Origin of the sequence: Olivibacter sp. CPCC 100613 (assembly GCF_036959255.1) — a bacterium.
GTDB lineage: Bacteria > Bacteroidota > Bacteroidia > Sphingobacteriales > Sphingobacteriaceae > Olivibacter.
In genome coordinates this window covers 279,786-300,738 of the sequence record NZ_JAWMTI010000005.1, presented here as the reverse complement: position 1 = coordinate 300,738, position 20,953 = coordinate 279,786, and the positions used below count along the sequence as shown (strand labels likewise).

Below are 20,953 nucleotides of genomic sequence, written 5' to 3'. Positions count from 1 at the left end.
TATGAGTCAATTGATTATCGAATTAAGAGGAGTTGAATTCCACAATAAAGGAGCCGAACTGATGTTGCACGCGATTCTTGATAAGGTGCGGCAGGTTGCTCCTGATGCAATTTTTGTAATGGAAGCACGCGAAACAGCTCCTGTTCATAAACAGCGCGAATTGGGTATATATACCAAAATGAATCATAAGAAATTTGGAATAAATTCGGCTATATGGGGAGGCTTCTTGCCAAAATCAATAAGGCGCAATATGGGATTCGTGCTAGAAAAAGAAATTAACACGGTATTTGATGGGTCGGGTTTTGCATTTGGTGATTTTTGGGGAGCAAAGAAAGCCGGAGATCGGCTGGCCGACCATATTGTTAAGTGGAAACAGGAAGGAAAGAAAATTGTTTTATTACCACAAGCCTTCGGTGCCTTTAGCGATTTAAAGCTTCGGAATAAAATGCAGCTAATTTTAGATCATGCTGATCTCGTTTTTGCTAGAGATAAATACTCTTATGAGTATCTACATGATCTGGACGGGAAGAAAACAAGTATAGGGTTACGCCCGGATTTTACAAATCTTATCAAAGGTAAAGTACCTGAATCTTTCGATTCGAATAAGTACCAAGTGGCAATAATTCCCAATAATAAACTACTAGAATCAAACGTTTTTAAGGATAGAAGTGAATATATAGACTTTTTGGTAAATGTGTGTAATTTGATAACGCTTCATGGAAAAACGCCATTTTTTCTAATTCATGAAGGAGTAAAGGATTTACGTATTGCAGAGGAGGTAAATAAACTTCTTTCCTTCGATATTCCAATTCTTAAAGAGGATAATCCCTTGCATGTTAAAGGGATTATTGGAAGTGTTGAGGCGGTGATCACCTCGCGCTTTCATGGCTTGGTCAGTGCTTTAGCGCAAGCTGTACCTTGTCTCTGTGTCGGTTGGAGTCATAAATATTTGGCACTGATGGAAGACTACGACTATAGTGAAGGATTGCTATTAGATGATGAATTAAAAAATGACACCATGTTGCAGAACAAGATAAACATGGTAGTAAATAAAGCATCAGCCGCCAATATACATGAAAAGCTAGCCAAAAATGCTATGCAACAAAAGGAGTTGGCAAACGAAATGTGGAGCCTGGTGTTTTCAACAATTAATTAGGACGCATGAATTTTACAGAGCCATTCGTTTCGATTATTATCCCAACTTATAAAGACTGGCAAAGGCTTTCCTTGTGTTTGGATGCGTTATCAAAACAAACGTTTCCAGGCGAGAACTTCGAAGTTATTGTTGTAAACAATGACCCGGAAGATGCGGTACCATCTTTCATTTCATTACCTGAAAACTGGCAGATAATAGATGAAAAAAAATCGGGATCTTATGCTGCAAGAAATAAGGGATTACAGTTGGCGAAAGGACCAATTTTAGGATTTACCGATTCGGATTGTTTGCCTGATAAAGACTGGATTTACAATGCTGTCCACCTGTTTGACGAGAAGAAATGTGATCGCATCGGGGGGGATATACAAATTTTTTATGAGGATGAAACAAGTCCTACTAATGCAGAACTTTACGAGAAAGTGTTTGCCTTTAAACAGGCTGAAACAGTGAACTCGATTGGCGCTTGTGTCACAGGAAATATGTTTACTAAGCGAGATGTTTTTGACAAGGTAGGTGTGTTTAATGACACGCTATTTTCCGGAGGAGACTATGAATGGGCTAGGCGTGCGTCTGAGGGGGGATTTAATATTGAATACGGCGAGTCCGTAAAAATCTTTCATCCAGCTCGTAAGACCATGCAGGAATTGGTGAAGAAAGCTAAACGTGTTGGTGGGGGAACAGCTCATATGTTGCGAGGCAACAAGATTGCTGCAATCAAAGACTATTTAAAAACCTTTGAACCAGATTCTTATACACTCCATATGATTAAAGCATATGGAAATAGTTTGTCTACTTATCAAAAGTTCAAAGTATTTTTTTTGCGATTCTATATCAGGCACACAATGAATTTCGAGAAATTGAAAGTCGTATTCGGAAAAGTAGCTAATAGAGCATAGCTTATCTATTCACCACCACTTAAAAACTAAGTTGGATAGCCTACAAAGTAAGCTATCCAATAATTCATTCCTTATAGTTTATTTCAATAAATCGCTCATCATGCTTTCAATTTTTTGGTCTAAAGCATGATTAACCATATCAAAATCTTCAACGGAACTTATTGGCAATTTAGCACTACAATAGAACTTAATCTTAGGCTCGGTTCCAGACGGCCGAACGGACACTACGCTGCCGTCTTCCAATATGAACTGAAGTACATCCGATTTAGGTAACGAAATCGATATTTGTGTTCCCGTTTTTAGATCTGTTGTAATTCGATTTTCATAATCCTGTAGTAATGTGACGGTATTCGTCCCTAAAGTTTTAGGTGTTGCTGTTCGTAACCGAAACATAATAGCTTTAATTTCCTCTGCACCCTGCTGACCTGTTTTTGTTAGTGATACAAGTTTTTCCTTATAAAAACCATATTTAATATACAACGAAACCAAGGCTTCGAAGAGCGTTTTGCCCTTGGCTTTATAATATGCCGTCATCTCAGCTACAAAAGCACAGGAAACAACAGCATCTTTATCGCGGACAAGATCACCTACCAAAAAGCCGTAACTTTCCTCTCCACCGACAAGGAAGGTTTCTTTTTCCAAAAGGTTTGTCATGAGTTCACCTATATATTTGAAACCCGTTAAAACCTCGTAACAATTAACTTTATAGTTGCTTGAAATATCACTTATTAGGTTGGTGGTAACAATTGTTTTGCAAGTATAGTCGTTACTTTTAAGAAGGCCTAGTTCTTTTCTTGAACTTAATACATAATCTACTAAAAGGGAACCGATTTGGTTGCCATTTAATAGAATAAACTTTCCTTCTAAGTTTCTGACTGCTACGCCAACACGATCCGAATCAGGATCTGTAGCCAATAAAAGGTCAGCATGTATCTTTTCTGCTTCTTTTAATCCAATGGACATGGCCTCTTCTTCCTCTGGGTTTGGGTAAACCACCGTTGGAAAATTCCCATCTGGCTCGGCCTGAGACGCAACAATATGAATGTTTTCAAAGCCCCATTTTTTTAACACTTCCGGAACTATTGTGATACCAGTGCCGTGGATAGAAGAATACACAATCTTAAGATCCTTCTCTTGTTTGACAGCATCTGGCTTTAAGGATAGGCTTACTAGTTTATCAATGTAGAGATTATCTATTTCTTGATCGATCACCTTAATTAGCTCTGTCTTCTTTGAGAACAATACCTGATCGATGGTTAATATGTTCACTTCATCAATCACATTTTTATCGTGAGGTGAAACAAGTTGTCCGCCATCGTACCAGTATGCTTTATAGCCATTGTATTCTTTTGGATTATGGGATGCAGTTATCATTACACCGCTTTGGCAGCCAAGCTCGCGGATAGCGAAGGATAATTCGGGTGTTGGACGTAAAGAACTGAATAAATAAACTGTTATATCGTTCGCTGAAAATACATCAGCAACAGTTTGAGCAAACGTAGACGACATATTTCGACTATCGTAGCTAACTGCTACCTTGATTTTTTTCCCTGGGTATGTCTTTTTTAGATAGTTTGATAACCCTTGTGTCGCTTTTCCAACAGTATAAATGTTGATTCTATTTGTTCCCGGACCTATGATGCCTCGTAAACCACCAGTTCCAAATGAAAGATCTTTATAAAATGAATCGCTCAATTCATCCCATTTCTCAGTCTCAAGCAAATTCTGAATTGATTTTTTTGTCTCCTGGTTGTAATTGCCTGTTAACCACTCATCGATTTTTTGTTTAACGGAGGAATCTAAGCTGCTAATTGCCATAAAAAACGTCGTTTTAAGTAACTTTATATAAATAATAATCAATCTGCAAAATAATTAATTATCGTTAAAAAAAAAGCAATAAAATCTTATTTTTTGGTTATTTGTTGCCTTTAGGGTCTTGTTTTACTTGATTGACAAGCAGACGGTTATATTCTTCCAAGATCTTGATATACTTGTCTTTCCAATAATTGCTACTACCTTCGCTGAGGGTCAAAGTTTCATCCGTTGAGGTTTTCTCCGGTGATATTACTTTTTGGAATTCATCTTCAGTAAATAATTCGGGAAATTCTTCTGAGAAATCGTGTTTCAATGCACAACCTATTCGGAAAATTATTTCCGGTTTTAGATTTTTTTGATTGAACCAATTGTAAATAGATCGTCTATTTACATTCGTTAGACGTGCTAACTCACTGATGCTATAACCATTACGTCTGATAATTCTTTCTATGATATGGCCATAGTGTTTCTCCATTGTGATTTGCATTAGGTTAGATTTGCTTATATTTCTAATATTTTAAGTTAAGTGTAGGGTTTTAAGTAAGTAATAGGTTTCGTTGAGAAACATCGACTTTTGCAATTAATGCGCAATTAAATTGTTCCAAAACCATTACAACCGACTTACCTTTTACCATTATTACTTCACCTTGCCAATCAGACAAGACGCCGGCTTTCACTTTAATACGGTCTCCGGGACTCACATGATCAAAAGAAATGGACTCTAAGTCTTCATAGTTCTCTCGAAGCAAGGTTTTTATTCGATTAATCTCATTTTCTGTAATTGTTGCAGGTTTTCCACAATGATATACCACTCCAACAACTCCAGCCGCTTGTTCTACTTGGTATTGCTCTAATTGATTAACTTCAGCAAAAACATAAGAGGAAAATAGGGGTATTTCGACAATTTTCTTTCTGTCCGCCCACTGTCTCTTTGTTTTTATCAAGGGACAAAATGCCGCAATTCCCTGCTGTTGCAGAAATTGATTAACCTTCTTTTCCCATTTGGGTCTGGTATAAATGGCTATCCATTGCCTTTGATTTTTCATGTTAACTTTTATGTTGCCGTGTTTTTGAACCAGAATTCTGATACCTGTAAAACAAGAATTTAAGCCAAATTTAGCCTGTTATTGGCGTGTTTTAACTGGTTTTTGGTGTTTTGTAGCCTATTTTATGGTTAATGTGTGTACTTTGGCCTAATTCTGTGTGAGATGTCACGGAATAATGTGCATGTGTGATTCGATGTTTTATTTTTATTAGAATTAGGGCGTAAATTCGTGATTATCTGTGCAGATGTATACGTTTTTTCTACATATTTAGAAATGTATATCTTTTTTTGAAAAAGCTGCACTATACTTGCTTAGTTTGGAAATCTACTATTACTTTCCATGCTAGTGATATAATTCTTGAAAGTTATGTATGAGGTTCGTCGGTTAAAACGGTCTGACAGAAATTTGGTTAAAGCGATATGTGAATCTTTGAAAACCGCCTATGATCCCAACGTGTCGCGGTTTTTTGTTCATCAAGATAGGGGCTATTTTAATTTTTTTAAGTCAGTACTTGATCATCCTTCGTATGCTACTTACTATGTGTATGACACGGCTACGACCGAACTTTGTGGCTTTGCCTGTTTCCAATTCTTAGAGGGAATTGTTTTTCTTAAGCATATTGTTGTGGATAATCGCGTTCGCGGGAATAAGATTGGGACAATATTATTGAACAGTGCAATGGCTGATATCAAGAGTACCCTGTCAATTAGTAATCACCTATTTCAACTTCATGTTTTTGAAAAAAATAGCCGGGCACTTAGTTGGTATTTAAGCGTTGGGATGGAACCACTTGACTGCACATATTGGTATGATTTAAAATCTGCAGTTGCAAATGCAATCTTTACGGATGATGTAGGCCCATTATCTTTTTTTACCAAATCAGATGATTTTGGATTCGAACAGCTTTATTACGGTGATACCTATATAGGTACTTTACTCGCAGGTCAAACACTCATTGTGAAAAACCAGGAACTGCTGAAAGAATTGAATCTTTTAGCGACAGCAATGGCTAATAGAAGTTTGAGTTCCATTGGCTATATAAGTCAACAAAAACTGGAATTTGAACTCGTTGATAAAGCTTTATTAATGAGCAAGCCCATAAACGAACTTGAACTCGTTTAACCCCTGTTTTTCCTCTATTTCACGCCTTCTGTGCTATTTCGTGCTATTTTGTGAAACTGTCTACATTATTTCGTTTATATGCGCTATTTGTTATCATAATGCCTTGGGAGCGCGGTTTTTACTGATGATTTGATAATCTTTGCATCGCAACAAAACGGTAAAGTTTTATGTGAAATTGGCTTTATCGGAAAGTAACCACTGTAAGTGGAATGGCGAAGCTCTGCATTGATTTACTCGAGTAGGGTGAAAATAGGGCAAGCATAAACATTAGTTTTAAAATTAAAAGTTAAGATTATTCTCGATGATTAGTGTAATAATACCTTGTTATAATTGCGAACGTTTTCTTGCAAGAGCAATAGAAAGCGTAATAGGGCAGGGGTTTAACGATTGGGAAATGATTTTAGTTAATAACAATTCTGTGGATAACACGCAGCAAGTTATTGAACGGTACACCAAGAAATATCCGGATAAGATTTCTTCTATGATGGAAGAAAGAAAAGGTGCTTGCTATGCTAGAAATAAGGGATTGAAGGAAGCAAAAGGTGAGTGGATCCAGTTTTTAGATGCTGACGACGAACTACTTGCAGGAAAGTGGCAAAGACAATTACACCTGGTAAAAACTGACATAGAAGTGGTGATCGGTGCTTTTACGAGGGTGTATGTAGCTTTGAATAAAGAAGAGGATTTTTTTACTTCTAGCGAAGTAAGTATCTGGCAGGCGATTCTCCGTTCGAATGCAGGAATTACAAGCGCCAATCTGTATAAAAGAGAGGCTTTGATAAGAGTTGGCGGATGGGATGTGAATTTGACATCGTCTCAAGAATATGATCTTCTATTTCGAATACTTCAAACAGGTGCTGAAGTGATCTATGACTCGAGTTTAGGAGCACGTATCTATGAGGAGTCAGATTCTGTCTCACGGCCCCGTAGCAAAGAAGGCATGGAGCGTATCGTTAACAATTATGTAGATCTGCGGATAAGAATAGCTTCTTATCTTAAGGAAAAGGATATATGGAACGAACAGCTTAAAAGTTTGTACGCAGAAAAATTGTACGAAATGATGCTCAACCGTAAAGGTGCTTCTATCGACAAGGTTCATGCTGTGATGCATGATTTGGGCCTGAAAACCTCTGGCAGGCCACAGTTATTTCAACGATCAAAATATTATGTAAAGAAACTGATTCTTGGAAGGTGATCTCATCACATTCAGTTAATATAAGATACCCCATTTGAAATTCACTATTATGATTCAAGTTACCAAACCTTTCTTGCCACCAATCGAAGAGTATCTTGCCTATGTTAGAGACATATGGGATAGGCAATGGCTTACAAACAATGGTCCTTTGGTTAACCATTTAGAGCTGAGACTCAAGGAGCACTTGGATGTTAAGCATATGGTGTTTGTAAACAATGGCACAACAGCGTTGCAGATTGCGATAAAGGCTTTAGAGCTTACAGGAGAGGTAATAACAACTCCGTTTTCATTTGTGGCAACAACGAGCTCACTCGTTTGGGAAGGGTGCAAACCGGTTTTTGTAGACATAGATCCAGAAACATTCAATATAGACCCGAGTAAAATTGAAGCTGCTATTACGAACGAAACAACTGGGATTTTGGCTACGCATGTATACGGTAATCCCTGTGCAATAGATCAAATACAGGCTATTGCTAATAAGCATAATCTCAAAGTTATCTATGATGCCGCGCATTGTTTCGGAACTCTTTATAAGGGACAGTCGGTGTTTAGTTATGGTGATATAAGCACCCTAAGTTTACATGCTACCAAAACTTTTCATACGATTGAAGGTGGTGCAATTTTCGCGTCAACTGCGGAGTTGTTAAAGAAAATTGCTTATATGCGAAATTTTGGGTTTAGCAATGTTGACCAAATTAGTGATTTGGGAATTAACGGCAAAAATTCAGAGTTTCATGCAGCTATGGGTTTGGCGAACCTTCCTTATCTAGATTCCATTAGTCAATACCGGAAGGACTTATACAGTTACTATGACGAACGTCTTTCGACATTAGAAGTTCGGCGACTAAAATTAAATCCCAAAGCGACATTTAATTATGCTTATTATCCCATTGTATTTGCAAATGAAGAGAAGCTATTAATGAGCATTGAAGAACTTAATAACAACAGAATTTATCCTCGGAGGTATTTTTATCCGTCATTAGATACACTCCGTTATGTGGATGCGTCATCGTGTCCTATTGCTAATGATATGTCAAAGCGGGTATTATGCTTACCGCTATATAACAATTTGTCGTTTGAAGAAGTGGATTTTGTTTGTCGCATATTGCTGCGTGTTCAGAATAACTAATTAAGACGCATTGTGTCCATGACATCGTTCATACTAAAACAAATTAAGGTAAATGCTTAAATAGCACCTAGTCATCTTCACGGTACAATATATTATGAATTTACATCTAATAGACGATGAAAAATTTTTCGACCCATTTGTCGAGAAGCTCGAAGCTCTTGATTTGCTCGAAAATAATATCTTCATAGTTAAAGAATGCGGCCCTCTTAAATTTATTAGACGTCGAGATTTAGTGCATGGTAGAATGTGTGATAAACATCTTATAGGAGATACGCGGAAATACGGTAAAGTATTCATCCATTGTTTTACCGCGGAGATGTACGATTGGGTTCTTGAACATTCGTTTAAAGAACTCAATTGGATGATTTGGGGAAAAGAACTCTATAGTTCAGACTTGGTGAGTTATCCGCTTTATGAAGCTCACACGAAAGAAATCGTGAAAAAAATAAGCAATCATCGATTTTCTCTGAATTTGGGATATTGGCGTCCCAAAAACGTTATTAGACGTGTAAACTTGCCTCGGATTTTTAGCAAATTCGATAATGTACTCACTTGGATAGAACCAGAGTATGAATATGCTATTCGTAACATCAAGGGATTAAGGGCTAAGCATCAAGAGTTTGCGTATATGTTTGAGATGGATGCCAGGGTTCTGAGAGCGCGCTTCCGACACATTCAACCATTTCGAAAGAATGTGTCAGAACTTCGGTGCATTCTCGGTAATTCAGGAGTGGCCTCCAATAATCATCTCGATGCGATTCAAAAGACGCTCGACTTACCACTTAGGGAAATACTTATCCCTATTAGCTATGGCAACGAAAAATATATCGGTCTTCTTAAAGAGTCGCTTCAAAAAAAGCACACAGCTACTAACATAAAGTATCTCGATAGCTACGTGAGCTTTATAGAGTACATCGAAATTTTTGATCAATATGATGTTTTTATAAGCAATTCGATACGGCCCGTAGGAATGGGGAATATTTGGATGGCCCTCTTAATGGGTAAGATCGTTTTCATGAACAGAAGGAACTTGGTCTTTCCCTATCTAAGAGCTATGGGAATTGAAATATTCGATATTGAAATGATTGAAAAGGTCGACTCAATTTTTAAGACAATTGACTTGAAAAAAAATGCTGATTTGGCCGCAGAATTCCTTTCTAACAAGCGCATAAATAAAATGTACTTACAACTGTTTAGCAAAGAAGTATCCATGCAGCATGAAACTGTTTAATATATTCTACCTATAAAAATGAAATCTTATATGAAAACAAAAGCAAATAAGTTAAAACTACTTGTTTTATTAAGTGCCTTTCTTGTGGCATCGTGTTCCAGCTCTAAAAAACTCAAATATTTTCAAGATATGCCGCAGGTGAAGACAGGAACAGAGTTTAACATGACAAAATTCGAAGAAGTAAAGATCCAATCAGACGATGTGTTAAATATTCGAATCAATACGGTTGATTTGGAAGCTTCGGAAGCTATCAACAACGGGAATAATGTAACCCCGGGAATTGCACGTAATATTAGCACGAGTGGAACGAATCAGATGATAACTGGTTATATGGTAGCGCACGATGGAACCGTTGATATCCCGGTTTTGGGGAATATCAAGGTTGCTGGATTGACAATGACAGAGGCAATTGCCAAAGTAAGAGAACGTGCAGAAGAATTTTTTAAAGGTGCGACTGTTAGTATGCGTTTTGCCAACTTCAGAATGTCCGTTCTGGGGGAAGTCAAAAATCCTGGCATGTTCGTAATTCCTAATCAAAGAACATCTGTTTTAGATGCGGTCGCATTCGCGGGTGATTTAACCATGTTTGGTAAAAGGAATAATGTGATGCTCATACGACGAGATGAACAGGGGAAAGCTGTAGCTGTAAAAATGGACTTGACTTCAAAAGAAATTTTTGAATCACCTTATTTCTATTTGAAGCAAAACGATGTGGTTTATGTTGAGCCGGCTAAGTCAAAACTTTTAAATGCTGATACAGCTTCTACGAGGTATCTAAGTGTTCTTATTTCGCTGATTTCCCTTGGTATCGCGATCTGGCGCTAAGTATTGAGTCTATAATGAATATGTATATTAAAACCCCAAGTGGCATGGAAAATGATAAAGGTATAAAATCATTCATTTTACGGACATTAAGTTATTGGAAAGCTTTCATTTTAAGTGTGGTGATTTTTGTAGGTCTAGCTTTTCTTTACCTGAAATACACAACACCTCAATATTTGGTTTCGAGTATTATCATGTTGAAAGATCAAAAAAACATGGCTGAGAGCAAGGCTGTTACTACATTTGCTAATGATAATGGACTTTCTGCATTATTGAAACCGAGTGAGAATGTATTAAATGAGCTAGATGTACTTACCTCACGAAAACTTGCTGGGGAAGTTATCAAAGAGTTAAAGCTTAACATAAAAATCGGAGAGAAAGATGGTCCGAAATTCGTAGAACTATATGATCGGGCCCCTTTTGATGCATCGCTTGCTAGTTTTAAAACGGACTCGATCAAAGAACGGAATTTTGAAATCGAATTTTTACCGGGAAATAAAGTTCGTGTTTCAAGCGAGGAAGAACAAATGGAGAAGACAGTCGGGCTAAATGAGACCGTGCAAACCTCTCAATACGATTTAACACTGCAGCCAACTATTCAAAAATTACCATTGGGACGAAAGTTTTTGATCAATGTGGTGTCCGAAAACACAGCAATCAGCAATCTACTGTCAAGTTATACTGTTGAGCTAAGTGATAAGCAAGCAACAACCGTAAACTTACAACTCTATTATCCGCATCCCAAGCGTGGCGAACAGATTCTTCAAAGCTTAATGGAGCGTTATCTGGTGGATAATCGAGATGAAAAAATTCGAATCGCTGATAGTTTGCTTGTCTTTATAGATGATCGCTTGGCGCTGGTCGCTTCTGAACTAAACGATGTTGAAGCGCAATTGGAAAGCTTCAGGAGTAGCAATAGGATAACTGATTTATCGGAGCAATCAAGATTGCTAGTGGGTAATGCGAATGAATATTATAATAGATTAAAGGAACAAGAAGCGCAGCTTAAAGTAATGGGTGAACTTGAAACCTATGTGAAAAATCCGCAGAACCAACGTATTCCTAGTTCAACAGTTATTCAGAATTCGTCGTTTGCATCTTCTTTAAATCAATATAATGCGCTAATTCAGGATTATGAGAAAAAGAAATTATCGTATACCGACTCAAACCCTGTGTTGCAAAATTTAAAAAGTCAGATTGCATCTGAACGTACTAATTTGCTTCAAAATATAAGCTCATACAGAAAGGAGCTGCAGTTGACCAGTTCTGAGCTAGGGAGACAAAACAGTGGTTATAATAGTCAGATTAGCAAGGTGCCGGCACGCGAACGTGCATTCGTCAATTTTAGCAGGCAACAGGAGCTAAAACAACAGTTGTATGTCTACTTACTGCAAAAAAGAGAGGAAGCAACCATTGCAAAATCTGCTAATGCCCAATCCGCCAAAATCGTTGATGCAGCAAAAAGTACAAATGGTCCGGTTAAACCTGTACCTAGTATTATCTATATAATGGCCGGTTTGTTAGGATTAATTGTGCCATTTGGCTTTATAAATGGAAGAGAGCTTATTAGAACCAAGTTGAATTCTGAATCTGATATCGAGCGATATACTGACATTGAGATTATTGGAAAAATTGCTCATAATGCGTCTCCTCAGACACTTGCGATCGGTAGAGGAATGCCAAACACAGTCTTATCAGAAGGATTCAGGAGTTTGAGAACCAATCTCTATTATGCATTACAATCGAAGGCATCTAAGACCCTGATGGTTACTTCTAGTGTGAATGGTGAAGGCAAAACGTTCATGTCGTTAAACCTCGGAAATGCACTGTCTTTAACTGGAAAGAAGGTTGTTTTTGTTGAACTTGATTTAAGAAAGCCAAAATTGGCGCAAATGATGGGGATAACAGAATCGACTGCCGGGTTCTCGGATGTAGTTCTTGGAAGACAACAGTTGGATGATGTGATTATCCAAGGTCAACCGCATAGCAATTGTTATTTATTGTCAGCTGGCACACGTGTAGACAATCCATCCGAGCTTCTTTTGGAAAATAAAGTGACAGATATTTTTAGTGAACTGCGCGAAAAATTTGACTACATTATTGTTGATTCTCCTCCTGTAGGACTTGTGTCTGATGCTATGATTATCCAGCAATATGTAGAGATGACTGTATATGTATGCCGACATAACTACACTAAAAAGGAGCAGATTGAATTTATTAATGAGCTGAAAAGAAAGAATAAACTTGGTGATATGTACTTAGTTGTCAATGATGTAGATATGCGTTATTCTGGATACCAGACTTATGGATACGGCTATGGTTACGATCACGAGGAATCCCCAAATAAATCTATTTGGAAAAGGACGTTCAAAAAATAAGCGATAAAGAGAGTGTTATGTTGGTAGCAGATTATCAATTGGAGAAGACGTCAGATACAATGGTTTTTTTTAACCGTTACGTCAACTTCATGATGCTATTTTTCCCCATTACATCGTTTTTAGTGGTACCTTCAGTACAAGGTACTACTATTACGACAGTTTTGGCTGCGTTATTATTTGGACTACTCATTATCATTCCAGAGAATACGCGTAAAAATTCTTTTTTTAGAGATTTTGTCGCATTCGGTCTGATTTTTTTGTTTTTCAGTTTGGTTTCTCAGTCACTGAACCTTGCTTTTGATCTGAAATTAAGTGATCAACTTCTTTTAGTCACCAGAGGTAATTTGTTGCAATCTTTTTTTCGTTCGACACACATTACGCAAGCAATGTACCTTGCAATGTCGTTTCTGATCTATCTATTTGTAAAATATTATTCAGACAAATCGGTAATCAAATACGTTTACTATGGGCTTCGGATACTTTGCGCTTATGGCCTGTACGAAATTTTGTTTTATCAAATCACTGGGACGACTGGCGACTTCTTAACAAATAGAACCTTTTCCAGTGAAGAAGGATCTGGCTCCTTATCGCAAATGATGAATGTTGCAGGCTTCAACGTGCTTCGTATGAAGAGTCTAACGGGCGAACCATCGATGTTTGCTTTTACGGTTTTCCCATTTTGGGCCTTAACCCACGTACTGAAAAACAAATTCGATAACATTCTTTTACTAGGATGTTTGTTCTTAACGTTTTCTACTACAGCGTACGGAGCGATCGTTATTTTTCAATTAGGTTGGTTTATCTATAAAAAGAAATACCAGAAATTATTCTACCTCCTGGGGCTTGTACTGATTTTCCTTTTTGCGCTTCAAATAGACCCCGTTCGCGAAAAAATAGAGGGTGTTTATGAAACGGTATTTTCTAGTAAGTTAAGTGGTAATAGCGGATCAAAACAAAGTAGATCGGGATGGATTATGCGTCATTATGACTACTGGGTCGACTCTGATGCAGGGCATCAATTGTTTGGGATCGGATTTGGATATATCAGATCAACAGACTTTTTAACTACTTTACTCGTTAATTGCGGTCTAATCGGGTTGATTGTCTTTAGCGCCTTCTTCTTTGCGAATTTGTTTAAAACGAGAACAATGGACAAGGATACACATACTTGTTACTTTTTAGGCCTTGGAGGGCTCTTTCTCATCCTTATGCTCACTGTACCTGAGTTCGGATATCCTTCCATGTGGATTTATTTAGCACTTTGGCACGTGCTTGTTAATAAAAGTAGGGAAATAACCGATGATGAGCAATTTTCTTAAAATATTCGTCTTTAGCTTTTTTTTTATTTTTTCTCCCTGTTGTCAGCTTCGTGCTCAAAACGATGTTGAATTTGTTTGGGGTGTCAATGGACATCCACTTACTCAGCAGGAGTATAAATACAAAACGCTCGATAATCAAATTCAATGGCTAAAGGATTTAGGTGTTAATTATTATCGGATTGATGTTCCTATAAACTCGGAAGGAAAAGCTAGAAACGACACTTATTTTTTGGAACTTTTAGCAAAATTAAAAGCTTCAGGAATCAAACCTATGTTGGCTTTATTCCCTAGTGGTGTTGATCGTTCAGCCCAAGATTCTATCTCTATTTATAATCAGTATTTCGCCTTAGGTGAAAAATTTATAAATCGATATGGAAGTGATGTTGACGTTTTAGAAGTCGGTAACGAATGGGATTTAAAGTTGATGAAGAAAAATGCAAAGAATGATGGAACGAAAGCTAGCCATTACCAAACACAATTAATTGGTAAGCAAATGTGGATGCTGGCCGGCATCGTAGATGGCATGAAAAATATAAAACCTACGCTAAAGGTCAGCATGTCGCTGACTTGGGTTCATTGGTATTATTTAGACATTTTAAAACGGTACCGAATTAAGTATGATATTATCGGCTATCATTGGTATTCAAATATGGGGGATATAACCAAAACTGCTGCTCCGTATGGTAATTTCCTGCCAAAGATTGCAGATCGTTATAAAAAGGAAATTTGGATAACCGAGTTCAATACCCATCGAGGAAGCAAGAATATCTCTTTCGTTAAACAGAATGACTACCTCAAAAATAGCCTGCAACGTATCGTCGATCAAAAAGTGGTGAGGGGGTTTTTTATATACGAACTGCTGGATCAACCAAACTTAAAAATGTACCCCGATGAGATGAGCTATGGACTGATTTATTTGGACGCGGGAGAGTACAAAAAAAAACCTATCTATTTTACGTTTAAAGAGTTCATTAACACGCACAAATAACATTAATACGGTTACGTAAAAAGTATGAAGAAGAAAATATATGTGAACGGTAAGTTTCTCGCCCATCGGGTAACAGGAGTTCATCGATATGCAATTGAGATTGTAAAAAAGCTGATTGAATTTGGTGAAGATGTTGAAATCCTTGTCCCTCCGCATATGCCGTTTGCATCCAACCCCTTTCCTGAAGTATTAATTAAGGAGGTTCGTGGATACAAATCGCGACTCTTATGGGAACATTTTAGTCTTCCAGCTTATTTGAAGAAACAAAAAAACTATGTTTTACTAAGTCTTTGCAACATTGGAACCTTATACGATAAAAATCAGATCTTATGTATACATGACATGTCTTATGCTGTTAACCCTTCGTGGTTCACCAAGTCTTTTGCCAGGTATTATAGAATTATGATTCCTAGGTTGGCAAAAAGAGCAAAACGTTTGATTACAGTCAGCGAGTTTTCAAAGAGGCAGATAACAGAACAATTGGGAATAAAGTACGAGGACGTTTCTGTGGTGTATAATGCTCCCGCTGATAAATTCAATGCGGTGTCAACGAGCAATATCAGCTATAGTAAGGATGACTTTTTTTTGTTCGTCGGTTCAATGGATCCGAGGAAAAATATCAATTTAATAATCGATTTTTTTTCAAAGCCAGAGCAATCACATCAAAAACTGGTGATTGTTGGTGCGAAAATTAAAAGTTTCAATGAAGTTAATTTCCAAATTCCCTCAAACGTAAAGGTGTTGGACAACTGCAATGATGATGAGCTGGCCGCCCTCTATCGGCGGGCAAAAGCAATGATTAATCCTTCTTTTTATGAAGGCTTTGGTATTCCCGTTGTGGAGGCTATGGCTAGCGGATGTCCACTTATTCTTTCGAACCTTGAGGTTTATAGAGAAATTGCAGAAGAGGGTGCATTTTATTTTGATCCTTATTCCACTGAAAGCCTTAGTGCCGCTGTTGAACGATTTCAACATACCCAAGAGGATGAGATGCATAAGTTAATTGATGAAAATATCACAAGAAGTAAGGATTTCAGTTGGGAAAAGTCAAGTTATGCGCTATTGAACGTAATTAATCAGGCATGAAGACATGGTTAAAGAGCGCTTGGTGCGATATTAAGGAGCTAAGAATTCAATATGAAATGAATCCTGTTTTGGCTATCGTTGCCAACAGGGGGTTTCATGCCTTATTTATTTACAGGTTATCAAATTGGCTTTATAGAATAAAAATACCTTTATTACCGCTGATTCTTACTAGAATCGTCCAAATAATCTATTCGATAGATATCGACTATAAGGCAAATATCCAGGGAGGAGTTATCATTATACATGGTGTTGGTTTGGTAATTGGTGAAGGCAGCTCGATCGCCAGCGGTACGGTCTTGTATCACGGGGTTACGCTTGGTCGGAAAACACAGGGAAAATACCCCCCTGAAGGAGATGGTTTTCCAAGCATTGGAAGAAGGTGCGTTATTGGAGCTGGTGCTAAGTTATTAGGCCCTGTTTCGATTGGGGCCGAAAGCGTTGTGGGAGCAAACTGTGTCGTGACGGAAAGCTTGCAAGAAGCATCTATAATAAAGATATCAAAATCTTCTTATCTGATAAAAAGTCTTCGGAAAGATATCGTTAGCTGATTTTAATCATGTTATTTTTTGCCAACAGAGTTCTGGGTCTGCTTGACGAGGAGATAGACCAAACCTTAAAAAGAGGCTATATAAACGAGCCAACGAAGAACAGAAGAATGAAAATCGTTTTATTTAATACTTTTTATTACCCGAAGCTTGTTGGTGGAGCGGAAGTGTCGGTGCAACTTCTTGCTGAAGAGTTAGTTCGAAATGGCCACAAAGTTTATGTGTTTACAATCGGACAAAAAGAAGAAGTGACGAGAATCAACGGTGTGATTATCATTCGGTTTGTAGCTAAAAATATTTCTTCCGTCTATGACAATAAAAAGCATAATTTTTTTGTAACCATTATCTGGCTGCTTGTAGATTCCTTGAATCCCTTTTATCATTTTAAGCTATCTCATATTCTTAAACGGATAAAACCAGATGTAGTACATACGAATAATGTGATGGGATTTTCCCCGGCAATCTGGCTAACGATAAAACGCTTAAAGCTACCTTTGGTTCATACGCTTCGTGACTATTACCTTTTGTGTCATAAATGTAATATGTTCGATGGAACGAAAAATTGCGACGGTATCTGTAAGAGCTGCAAGCTTACTCATGTAGCAAAAAAATGGTTGCTTGATCAACCTGATGTAATGGTTGGCGTTAGTCAATTTACAGTAAATAAACATCAGGAAAAAATGAATGCCAAAGAATCTCCACGTTTTGAAGTGATTTACAATGCCGTTAAACTTCCATCAACCTCGAATAGTGAAAAATCAGAGGAAGTTCTCCGTATCGGATACATGGGGCGAATAGCTAAGGACAAAGGTGTCGAGTATTTGGTAACTGAAGCTGGTAAGCTGGCTGAAAAAGTCCCTTGTACTTCATTTGAATTATTGCTAGCAGGCGAAGGGGAGGAAGAGTACATCGCTTATCTGAAACAACAATTGAGAGGAGTTAGCTATCGATTTTTGGGTAAAGTCAAGCCCGCTGATTTTTATAAAGAAGTTCAATTAACGGTGGTGCCATCGATTTGGAATGAACCTTTCGGACGTGTAGTCATAGAGTCTTTTTCTTTTGGAGTTCCTGTTTGTATGGCCTCTAGGGGAGGCCTTACGGAGCTTCATAACAGCAGTGTATCGTGGCTCTTTAACTTCGAAGACACGAATGGACTATCTTCGATTTTGAGTGAGATTTTGCAAAATAAAAATCTTTTGGCTGACAAGGCGGCGCATACAAAAGAGTACGCCGCTAAATTCAGTATAACAGAGAATGCTAGCCAATATACAGAATTATATACAAGCTTAAAAAACAAAAGCGGCATGAAGCCGCTTTCGGTAAAACAGTGATCGACGTACAGTTACTTATTGTAAAATGGCTGAAGCATAAGCTGTAGGTTTATACTGGGTATACGGGGTATACCACTTGATAATACCGTAATAAGATTCATGAACGTGATTTTTTTCAGGTTCATCAAAAAGCTCATAAATAAAGGCACCTTTAACCCGTGGATTTTTCGCGACTTTGGCCATGAATGAATCAAAAAAAGCTTTCCTATCCGACTCTTTTGTTGAATTGTTATTATTCTTATAACCAACTTCAGTAAACCATATCGGTTTAGAGAAACGTGATGTCAAATAAGTGCTAATATCGTTGATACCATAGCTTGATTTCGCCGAACGTTCCATATAATCGTACCACTGCCATCCAATGATGTCAAATTTTAACCCCTTATTTTCTAACATCTTTATATAAGCAGTGTGTAACCAACAGGCGTTTATGATTGTTTTTGCAGTTGGATCTTTCGCTTTTATGCCATCGTTCATGCCCCAGAGATAATGTAATGCTATGTTGAATTTTTTTAGGTCATAATGTGAGCTGGACGTACCCGACTTTAAGGGCAAAATAAAGAGGTTTTCAAGCTCATTACCAATATTGTAATAGTGAAAGTCATTTTTATACCGTTGGGCAAATAATTCAGCTACCCAACGCCCTTGATTGTAGGCTTCCGACATTTTCATGTTAAAGTCGAGGCCTCGCGCATACAGCATAGGAACTAAGACTATACCGGCTTCGGCCGCAGCATATTTTAAAGGAGTGAAATAATTTTCAGCATGCATTTTACCATTACTGAGTGTAGTCGTTACATCGAAACGATAACTCTTCATACCAAGTTTTTTGAGTAAAGCTATCTGTTCTTTGGCAGGAACACTAGTATAGGATTCGGGGCCTAAGGGATGGCCGTTTACTCCTAAATTAAAGGTGGAAGAGCTGGTAGTGGATGTGGCCATTGTTGTGTTAGGCCCTTCTTGAGTTGTTTCTTCGGGTAGCTCTTGTTTTGAACAGGACAATAAGGTAATAAACGCACCTGTCGTGATGAAAACTAAAAAGAAATTTTTTTTCATTTAAGTGTTGAGTTGTGTAATAATAACGAAAACTCAAGGCAAAAGAATGACAACGGTTGATTGTTAATTCCGCCTAAAGTGAACGTTATTCGTTACGGTTGGATTAAAAAAATAACGTCGATCACTGTCTAAAATAACGGTAGAATACCAAGGAAATTGTATTGTTCGTGTAGATCTGACACGCAAAGGTAAAATTTTTTTTATAAGTGTGAAACTTCCGTAAAAATTATGTAAGGGAATTTTCCCCCCTTAGTGTACTATTCCTGGATTAAAATTCTTGAAAATAATAAGGTTTGTACTACCATATTTCGGGCGCAATACCCGCAAATAAAAAATCTTACCCCAAAATCGATTGACCCGCTAAGACGGGGTTGAACTTCTTTTTTCATTTAAATAAAAATAGTATGAAACAGGCTTTAATACATGACTGGCTGGATAAGTATGGTGGTGCCGAACGCGTAGTTACGGCAATTTCCGAAGTGATGCGCTTCGATTATTACTATGCATATGTAAATAAAATGGCAGATGACGATCTTAAGCGCGTTTTTGCAAACCGACATGTAAATGTCGAGCAATCTATTTTAATGGCAAAGTTTCGATCCTATTTTAGGTATTTGATGCCCCTGTTTCCTGTAGTTGTAAATCAATTTAACGAGCAAACAAAACGTAATAAAGTCGATTTGGTTATCAGCTCTTCGTGGGCACTCTCTAAATCATATAGAGTAGGAAATGAAGTGCATATTTGCTATCTACAGGCACGAAATTTTAAATATGTTTGGGAAGAAGCAGATAAATACTTTCGGGGCCCTCTGAAACTTCTATCGTTTATACGACCGTTATTGCAAAAATTTGATAGGCGAGGAGGGAATAACCCCAATTACCTCATTTCTAATTCATATTTTGTTAAGAATTGGGTAAAGGAAAAGTATGGAAGAGAAAGTACGGTCATTTATCCTCCGGTCGAAGTGGAAGATTTTTATATCTCTGAAATTAAAGAAGATTACTTTATAACGGTCGGACGCTTAGAGCCTTACAAACGATTTGATATCATTGTAGACGCTTTCGCAAAGAATGGCAAAAAGTTGATTGTCGTTGGTGATGGTTCAGAACGGAAAGAATTGATGAAGCGTGCTACCGATAATATTCAATTTGTAGGTTATAAGACAAAGGAAGAAATTAAAGACTTATTGAGCAAGTCTCAAGGATTTGTATTTGCAGGGGTAGAGGATTTTGGTATTGCTATTGTAGAAGCGCTAGCATCAGGTGTTCCGGTAATTGCTTTTAAAGGTGGCGCAAGTGAAGAGTTGATCAATGACCGCAATGGTGTATTATATGATGAGCAATGTCCGAAAAGCCTTAATGCTGGTATTAAGGAGTTTTATCACCGGCAGTACAGTTCGGTAGATATTAGAAAATCAGCTATGAAATTTTCTAAAGAGCGATTTAAAAAAGAGTTTAAAGCGTTTGTTAATGAGGTGTGTAGCGAAAACCATATCGATAATTATCAATTGAAAAGCGAAATCCATTCTCCTTCCATTCACGTTACATAGCACAGGAAATATATACAACTAAAAGGGCCGATTGGGATTCAAGTCGGCCTTCTTAGTTAAGAAACTAGCGTCGAAAGCTATAACTTATAGTATTCCTATTCGATTCAGAAGCGGCAAGTGTGATGAAAAGCTTGAGAAGCTATTCAAAATGAATTCCTAGCCGCATCGTTGGCAAAGAAAACGGTTCTAAATGAATAAACTGTGTAAGATTCTCGATACTTCTTTAGTTTCACAGTTCGGTTACATAATTTATACATCTTCCGGATTTGAACACCTCATGGCGCTTTT

The 20,953-nt window shown here is 37.5% G+C and carries 18 protein-coding genes; 14 read left to right on the top strand and 4 right to left on the bottom strand.

The features are described from left to right. Window position 1 precedes the first annotated feature (1 nt). Together RYH73_RS17500 and RYH73_RS17495 are read left to right on the top strand one after the other, a co-directional pair. A complete protein-coding gene (locus RYH73_RS17500) occupies window positions 2-1,156 on the top strand; it encodes a polysaccharide pyruvyl transferase family protein (RefSeq protein ID WP_335314747.1) in 1,155 nt (384 codons plus the stop codon). A 5-nt stretch (window positions 1,157-1,161) separates the two neighbouring features. Then, window positions 1,162-2,052: a glycosyltransferase gene (locus tag RYH73_RS17495; RefSeq protein ID WP_335314746.1), complete on the top strand. Its 891-nt coding sequence runs from the start codon at window positions 1,162-1,164 to the stop codon at window positions 2,050-2,052. A gap of 78 nt (window positions 2,053-2,130) precedes the next feature. Here the strand turns inward: RYH73_RS17495 and RYH73_RS17490 are convergent, their stop codons facing one another. The 3 genes from RYH73_RS17490 to RYH73_RS17480 all read right to left on the bottom strand — a co-directional run bounded on the left by RYH73_RS17490 (window position 2,131) and on the right by RYH73_RS17480 (window position 4,913). Beyond that, complete coding sequence (locus tag RYH73_RS17490) at window positions 2,131-3,870, bottom strand: phospho-sugar mutase (RefSeq protein ID WP_335314745.1); 1,740 nt, start codon at window positions 3,868-3,870, stop codon at window positions 2,131-2,133. Between the two features lie 97 nt (window positions 3,871-3,967). Further along, entirely contained in the window at window positions 3,968-4,342 is a 375-nt protein-coding gene (locus RYH73_RS17485; protein WP_335314744.1) for a helix-turn-helix domain-containing protein, read from the bottom strand. A gap of 61 nt (window positions 4,343-4,403) precedes the next feature. Further along, window positions 4,404-4,913 (bottom strand): UpxY family transcription antiterminator, encoded by a 510-nt coding sequence (locus RYH73_RS17480; protein ID WP_335314743.1) that lies wholly within the window; start codon window positions 4,911-4,913, stop codon window positions 4,404-4,406. A 429-nt stretch (window positions 4,914-5,342) separates the two neighbouring features. Here RYH73_RS17480 and RYH73_RS17475 point away from each other — a divergent pair, with 429 nt between their 5' ends. The 11 genes from RYH73_RS17475 (at window position 5,343) to RYH73_RS17425 (ending at window position 18,059) form a co-directional block, all read left to right on the top strand. Beyond that, window positions 5,343-6,035, top strand: a complete 693-nt coding sequence (locus RYH73_RS17475; protein ID WP_335314742.1) for a GNAT family N-acetyltransferase — start codon at window positions 5,343-5,345, stop codon at window positions 6,033-6,035. Window positions 6,036-6,336: 301 nt separating this feature from the next. Beyond that, the gene (locus tag RYH73_RS17470; RefSeq protein ID WP_335314741.1) at window positions 6,337-7,230 is read left to right on the top strand and encodes a glycosyltransferase family 2 protein; all 894 of its coding nucleotides are present in this window, start codon (window positions 6,337-6,339) and stop codon (window positions 7,228-7,230) included. 49 nt (window positions 7,231-7,279) lie between these two features. Beyond that, window positions 7,280-8,359, top strand: a complete 1,080-nt coding sequence (locus RYH73_RS17465) for a DegT/DnrJ/EryC1/StrS family aminotransferase (protein ID WP_335314740.1) — start codon at window positions 7,280-7,282, stop codon at window positions 8,357-8,359. Window positions 8,360-8,453: 94 nt separating this feature from the next. Next, window positions 8,454-9,590 (top strand): TDP-N-acetylfucosamine:lipid II N-acetylfucosaminyltransferase, encoded by a 1,137-nt coding sequence (locus tag RYH73_RS17460; protein ID WP_335314739.1) that lies wholly within the window; start codon window positions 8,454-8,456, stop codon window positions 9,588-9,590. A 30-nt stretch (window positions 9,591-9,620) separates the two neighbouring features. Beyond that, complete coding sequence (locus RYH73_RS17455; RefSeq protein WP_335314738.1) at window positions 9,621-10,415, top strand: polysaccharide biosynthesis/export family protein; 795 nt, start codon at window positions 9,621-9,623, stop codon at window positions 10,413-10,415. 44 nt (window positions 10,416-10,459) lie between these two features. Further along, the gene (locus RYH73_RS17450; protein WP_335314737.1) at window positions 10,460-12,790 is read left to right on the top strand and encodes a GumC family protein; all 2,331 of its coding nucleotides are present in this window, start codon (window positions 10,460-10,462) and stop codon (window positions 12,788-12,790) included. 17 nt (window positions 12,791-12,807) lie between these two features. Beyond that, the gene (locus tag RYH73_RS17445; RefSeq protein WP_335314736.1) at window positions 12,808-14,109 is read left to right on the top strand and encodes a hypothetical protein; all 1,302 of its coding nucleotides are present in this window, start codon (window positions 12,808-12,810) and stop codon (window positions 14,107-14,109) included. Beyond that, entirely contained in the window at window positions 14,090-15,097 is a 1,008-nt protein-coding gene (locus RYH73_RS17440) for a glycosyl hydrolase (protein WP_335314735.1), read from the top strand. The genes RYH73_RS17445 and RYH73_RS17440 overlap by 20 nt, the downstream gene beginning before the upstream one ends. A gap of 24 nt (window positions 15,098-15,121) precedes the next feature. Then, window positions 15,122-16,183 carry a glycosyltransferase family 4 protein gene (locus tag RYH73_RS17435; RefSeq protein ID WP_335314734.1) on the top strand — a complete coding sequence of 354 codons (1,062 nt, stop codon included), beginning with the start codon at window positions 15,122-15,124 and terminating at the stop codon, window positions 16,181-16,183. Beyond that, entirely contained in the window at window positions 16,180-16,731 is a 552-nt protein-coding gene (locus RYH73_RS17430) for a serine O-acetyltransferase (protein WP_335314733.1), read from the top strand. Before RYH73_RS17435 ends, RYH73_RS17430 begins: the two co-directional genes overlap by 4 nt. Before the next feature lie 8 nt (window positions 16,732-16,739). Continuing rightward, window positions 16,740-18,059 carry a glycosyltransferase family 4 protein gene (locus RYH73_RS17425; protein WP_335314732.1) on the top strand — a complete coding sequence of 440 codons (1,320 nt, stop codon included), beginning with the start codon at window positions 16,740-16,742 and terminating at the stop codon, window positions 18,057-18,059. 15 nt (window positions 18,060-18,074) lie between these two features. On the opposite strand, the gene RYH73_RS17420 is transcribed toward RYH73_RS17425, so the two are convergent. Continuing rightward, window positions 18,075-19,115: a glycosyl hydrolase gene (locus RYH73_RS17420; RefSeq protein WP_335314731.1), complete on the bottom strand. Its 1,041-nt coding sequence runs from the start codon at window positions 19,113-19,115 to the stop codon at window positions 18,075-18,077. A 404-nt stretch (window positions 19,116-19,519) separates the two neighbouring features. On the opposite strand from RYH73_RS17420, the gene RYH73_RS17415 reads away from it, so the two are divergent. Continuing rightward, a complete protein-coding gene (locus RYH73_RS17415; protein WP_335314730.1) occupies window positions 19,520-20,665 on the top strand; it encodes a glycosyltransferase in 1,146 nt (381 codons plus the stop codon). Window positions 20,666-20,953 lie beyond the last annotated feature (288 nt).

Excerpts from the sequence above, each read along its gene's own strand:
- RYH73_RS17500 (WP_335314747.1), top strand. The coding sequence starts at position 2 with ATGAGTCAATTGATTATCGAATTAAGAGGAGTTGAATTCCACAATAAA.
- RYH73_RS17495 (WP_335314746.1), top strand. The coding sequence starts at position 1,162 with ATGAATTTTACAGAGCCATTCGTTTCGATTATTATCCCAACTTATAAA.
- RYH73_RS17490 (WP_335314745.1), bottom strand. The coding sequence starts at position 3,870 with ATGGCAATTAGCAGCTTAGATTCCTCCGTTAAACAAAAAATCGATGAG.
- RYH73_RS17485 (WP_335314744.1), bottom strand. The coding sequence starts at position 4,342 with ATGGAGAAACACTATGGCCATATCATAGAAAGAATTATCAGACGTAAT.
- RYH73_RS17480 (WP_335314743.1), bottom strand. The coding sequence starts at position 4,913 with ATGAAAAATCAAAGGCAATGGATAGCCATTTATACCAGACCCAAATGG.
- RYH73_RS17470 (WP_335314741.1), top strand. The coding sequence starts at position 6,337 with ATGATTAGTGTAATAATACCTTGTTATAATTGCGAACGTTTTCTTGCA.
- RYH73_RS17465 (WP_335314740.1), top strand. The coding sequence starts at position 7,280 with ATGATTCAAGTTACCAAACCTTTCTTGCCACCAATCGAAGAGTATCTT.
- RYH73_RS17460 (WP_335314739.1), top strand. The coding sequence starts at position 8,454 with ATGAATTTACATCTAATAGACGATGAAAAATTTTTCGACCCATTTGTC.
- RYH73_RS17455 (WP_335314738.1), top strand. The coding sequence starts at position 9,621 with ATGAAAACAAAAGCAAATAAGTTAAAACTACTTGTTTTATTAAGTGCC.
- RYH73_RS17450 (WP_335314737.1), top strand. The coding sequence starts at position 10,460 with ATGGAAAATGATAAAGGTATAAAATCATTCATTTTACGGACATTAAGT.
- RYH73_RS17445 (WP_335314736.1), top strand. The coding sequence starts at position 12,808 with ATGTTGGTAGCAGATTATCAATTGGAGAAGACGTCAGATACAATGGTT.
- RYH73_RS17440 (WP_335314735.1), top strand. The coding sequence starts at position 14,090 with ATGATGAGCAATTTTCTTAAAATATTCGTCTTTAGCTTTTTTTTTATT.
- RYH73_RS17435 (WP_335314734.1), top strand. The coding sequence starts at position 15,122 with ATGAAGAAGAAAATATATGTGAACGGTAAGTTTCTCGCCCATCGGGTA.
- RYH73_RS17430 (WP_335314733.1), top strand. The coding sequence starts at position 16,180 with ATGAAGACATGGTTAAAGAGCGCTTGGTGCGATATTAAGGAGCTAAGA.
- RYH73_RS17425 (WP_335314732.1), top strand. The coding sequence starts at position 16,740 with ATGTTATTTTTTGCCAACAGAGTTCTGGGTCTGCTTGACGAGGAGATA.
- RYH73_RS17420 (WP_335314731.1), bottom strand. The coding sequence starts at position 19,115 with ATGAAAAAAAATTTCTTTTTAGTTTTCATCACGACAGGTGCGTTTATT.
- RYH73_RS17415 (WP_335314730.1), top strand. The coding sequence starts at position 19,520 with ATGAAACAGGCTTTAATACATGACTGGCTGGATAAGTATGGTGGTGCC.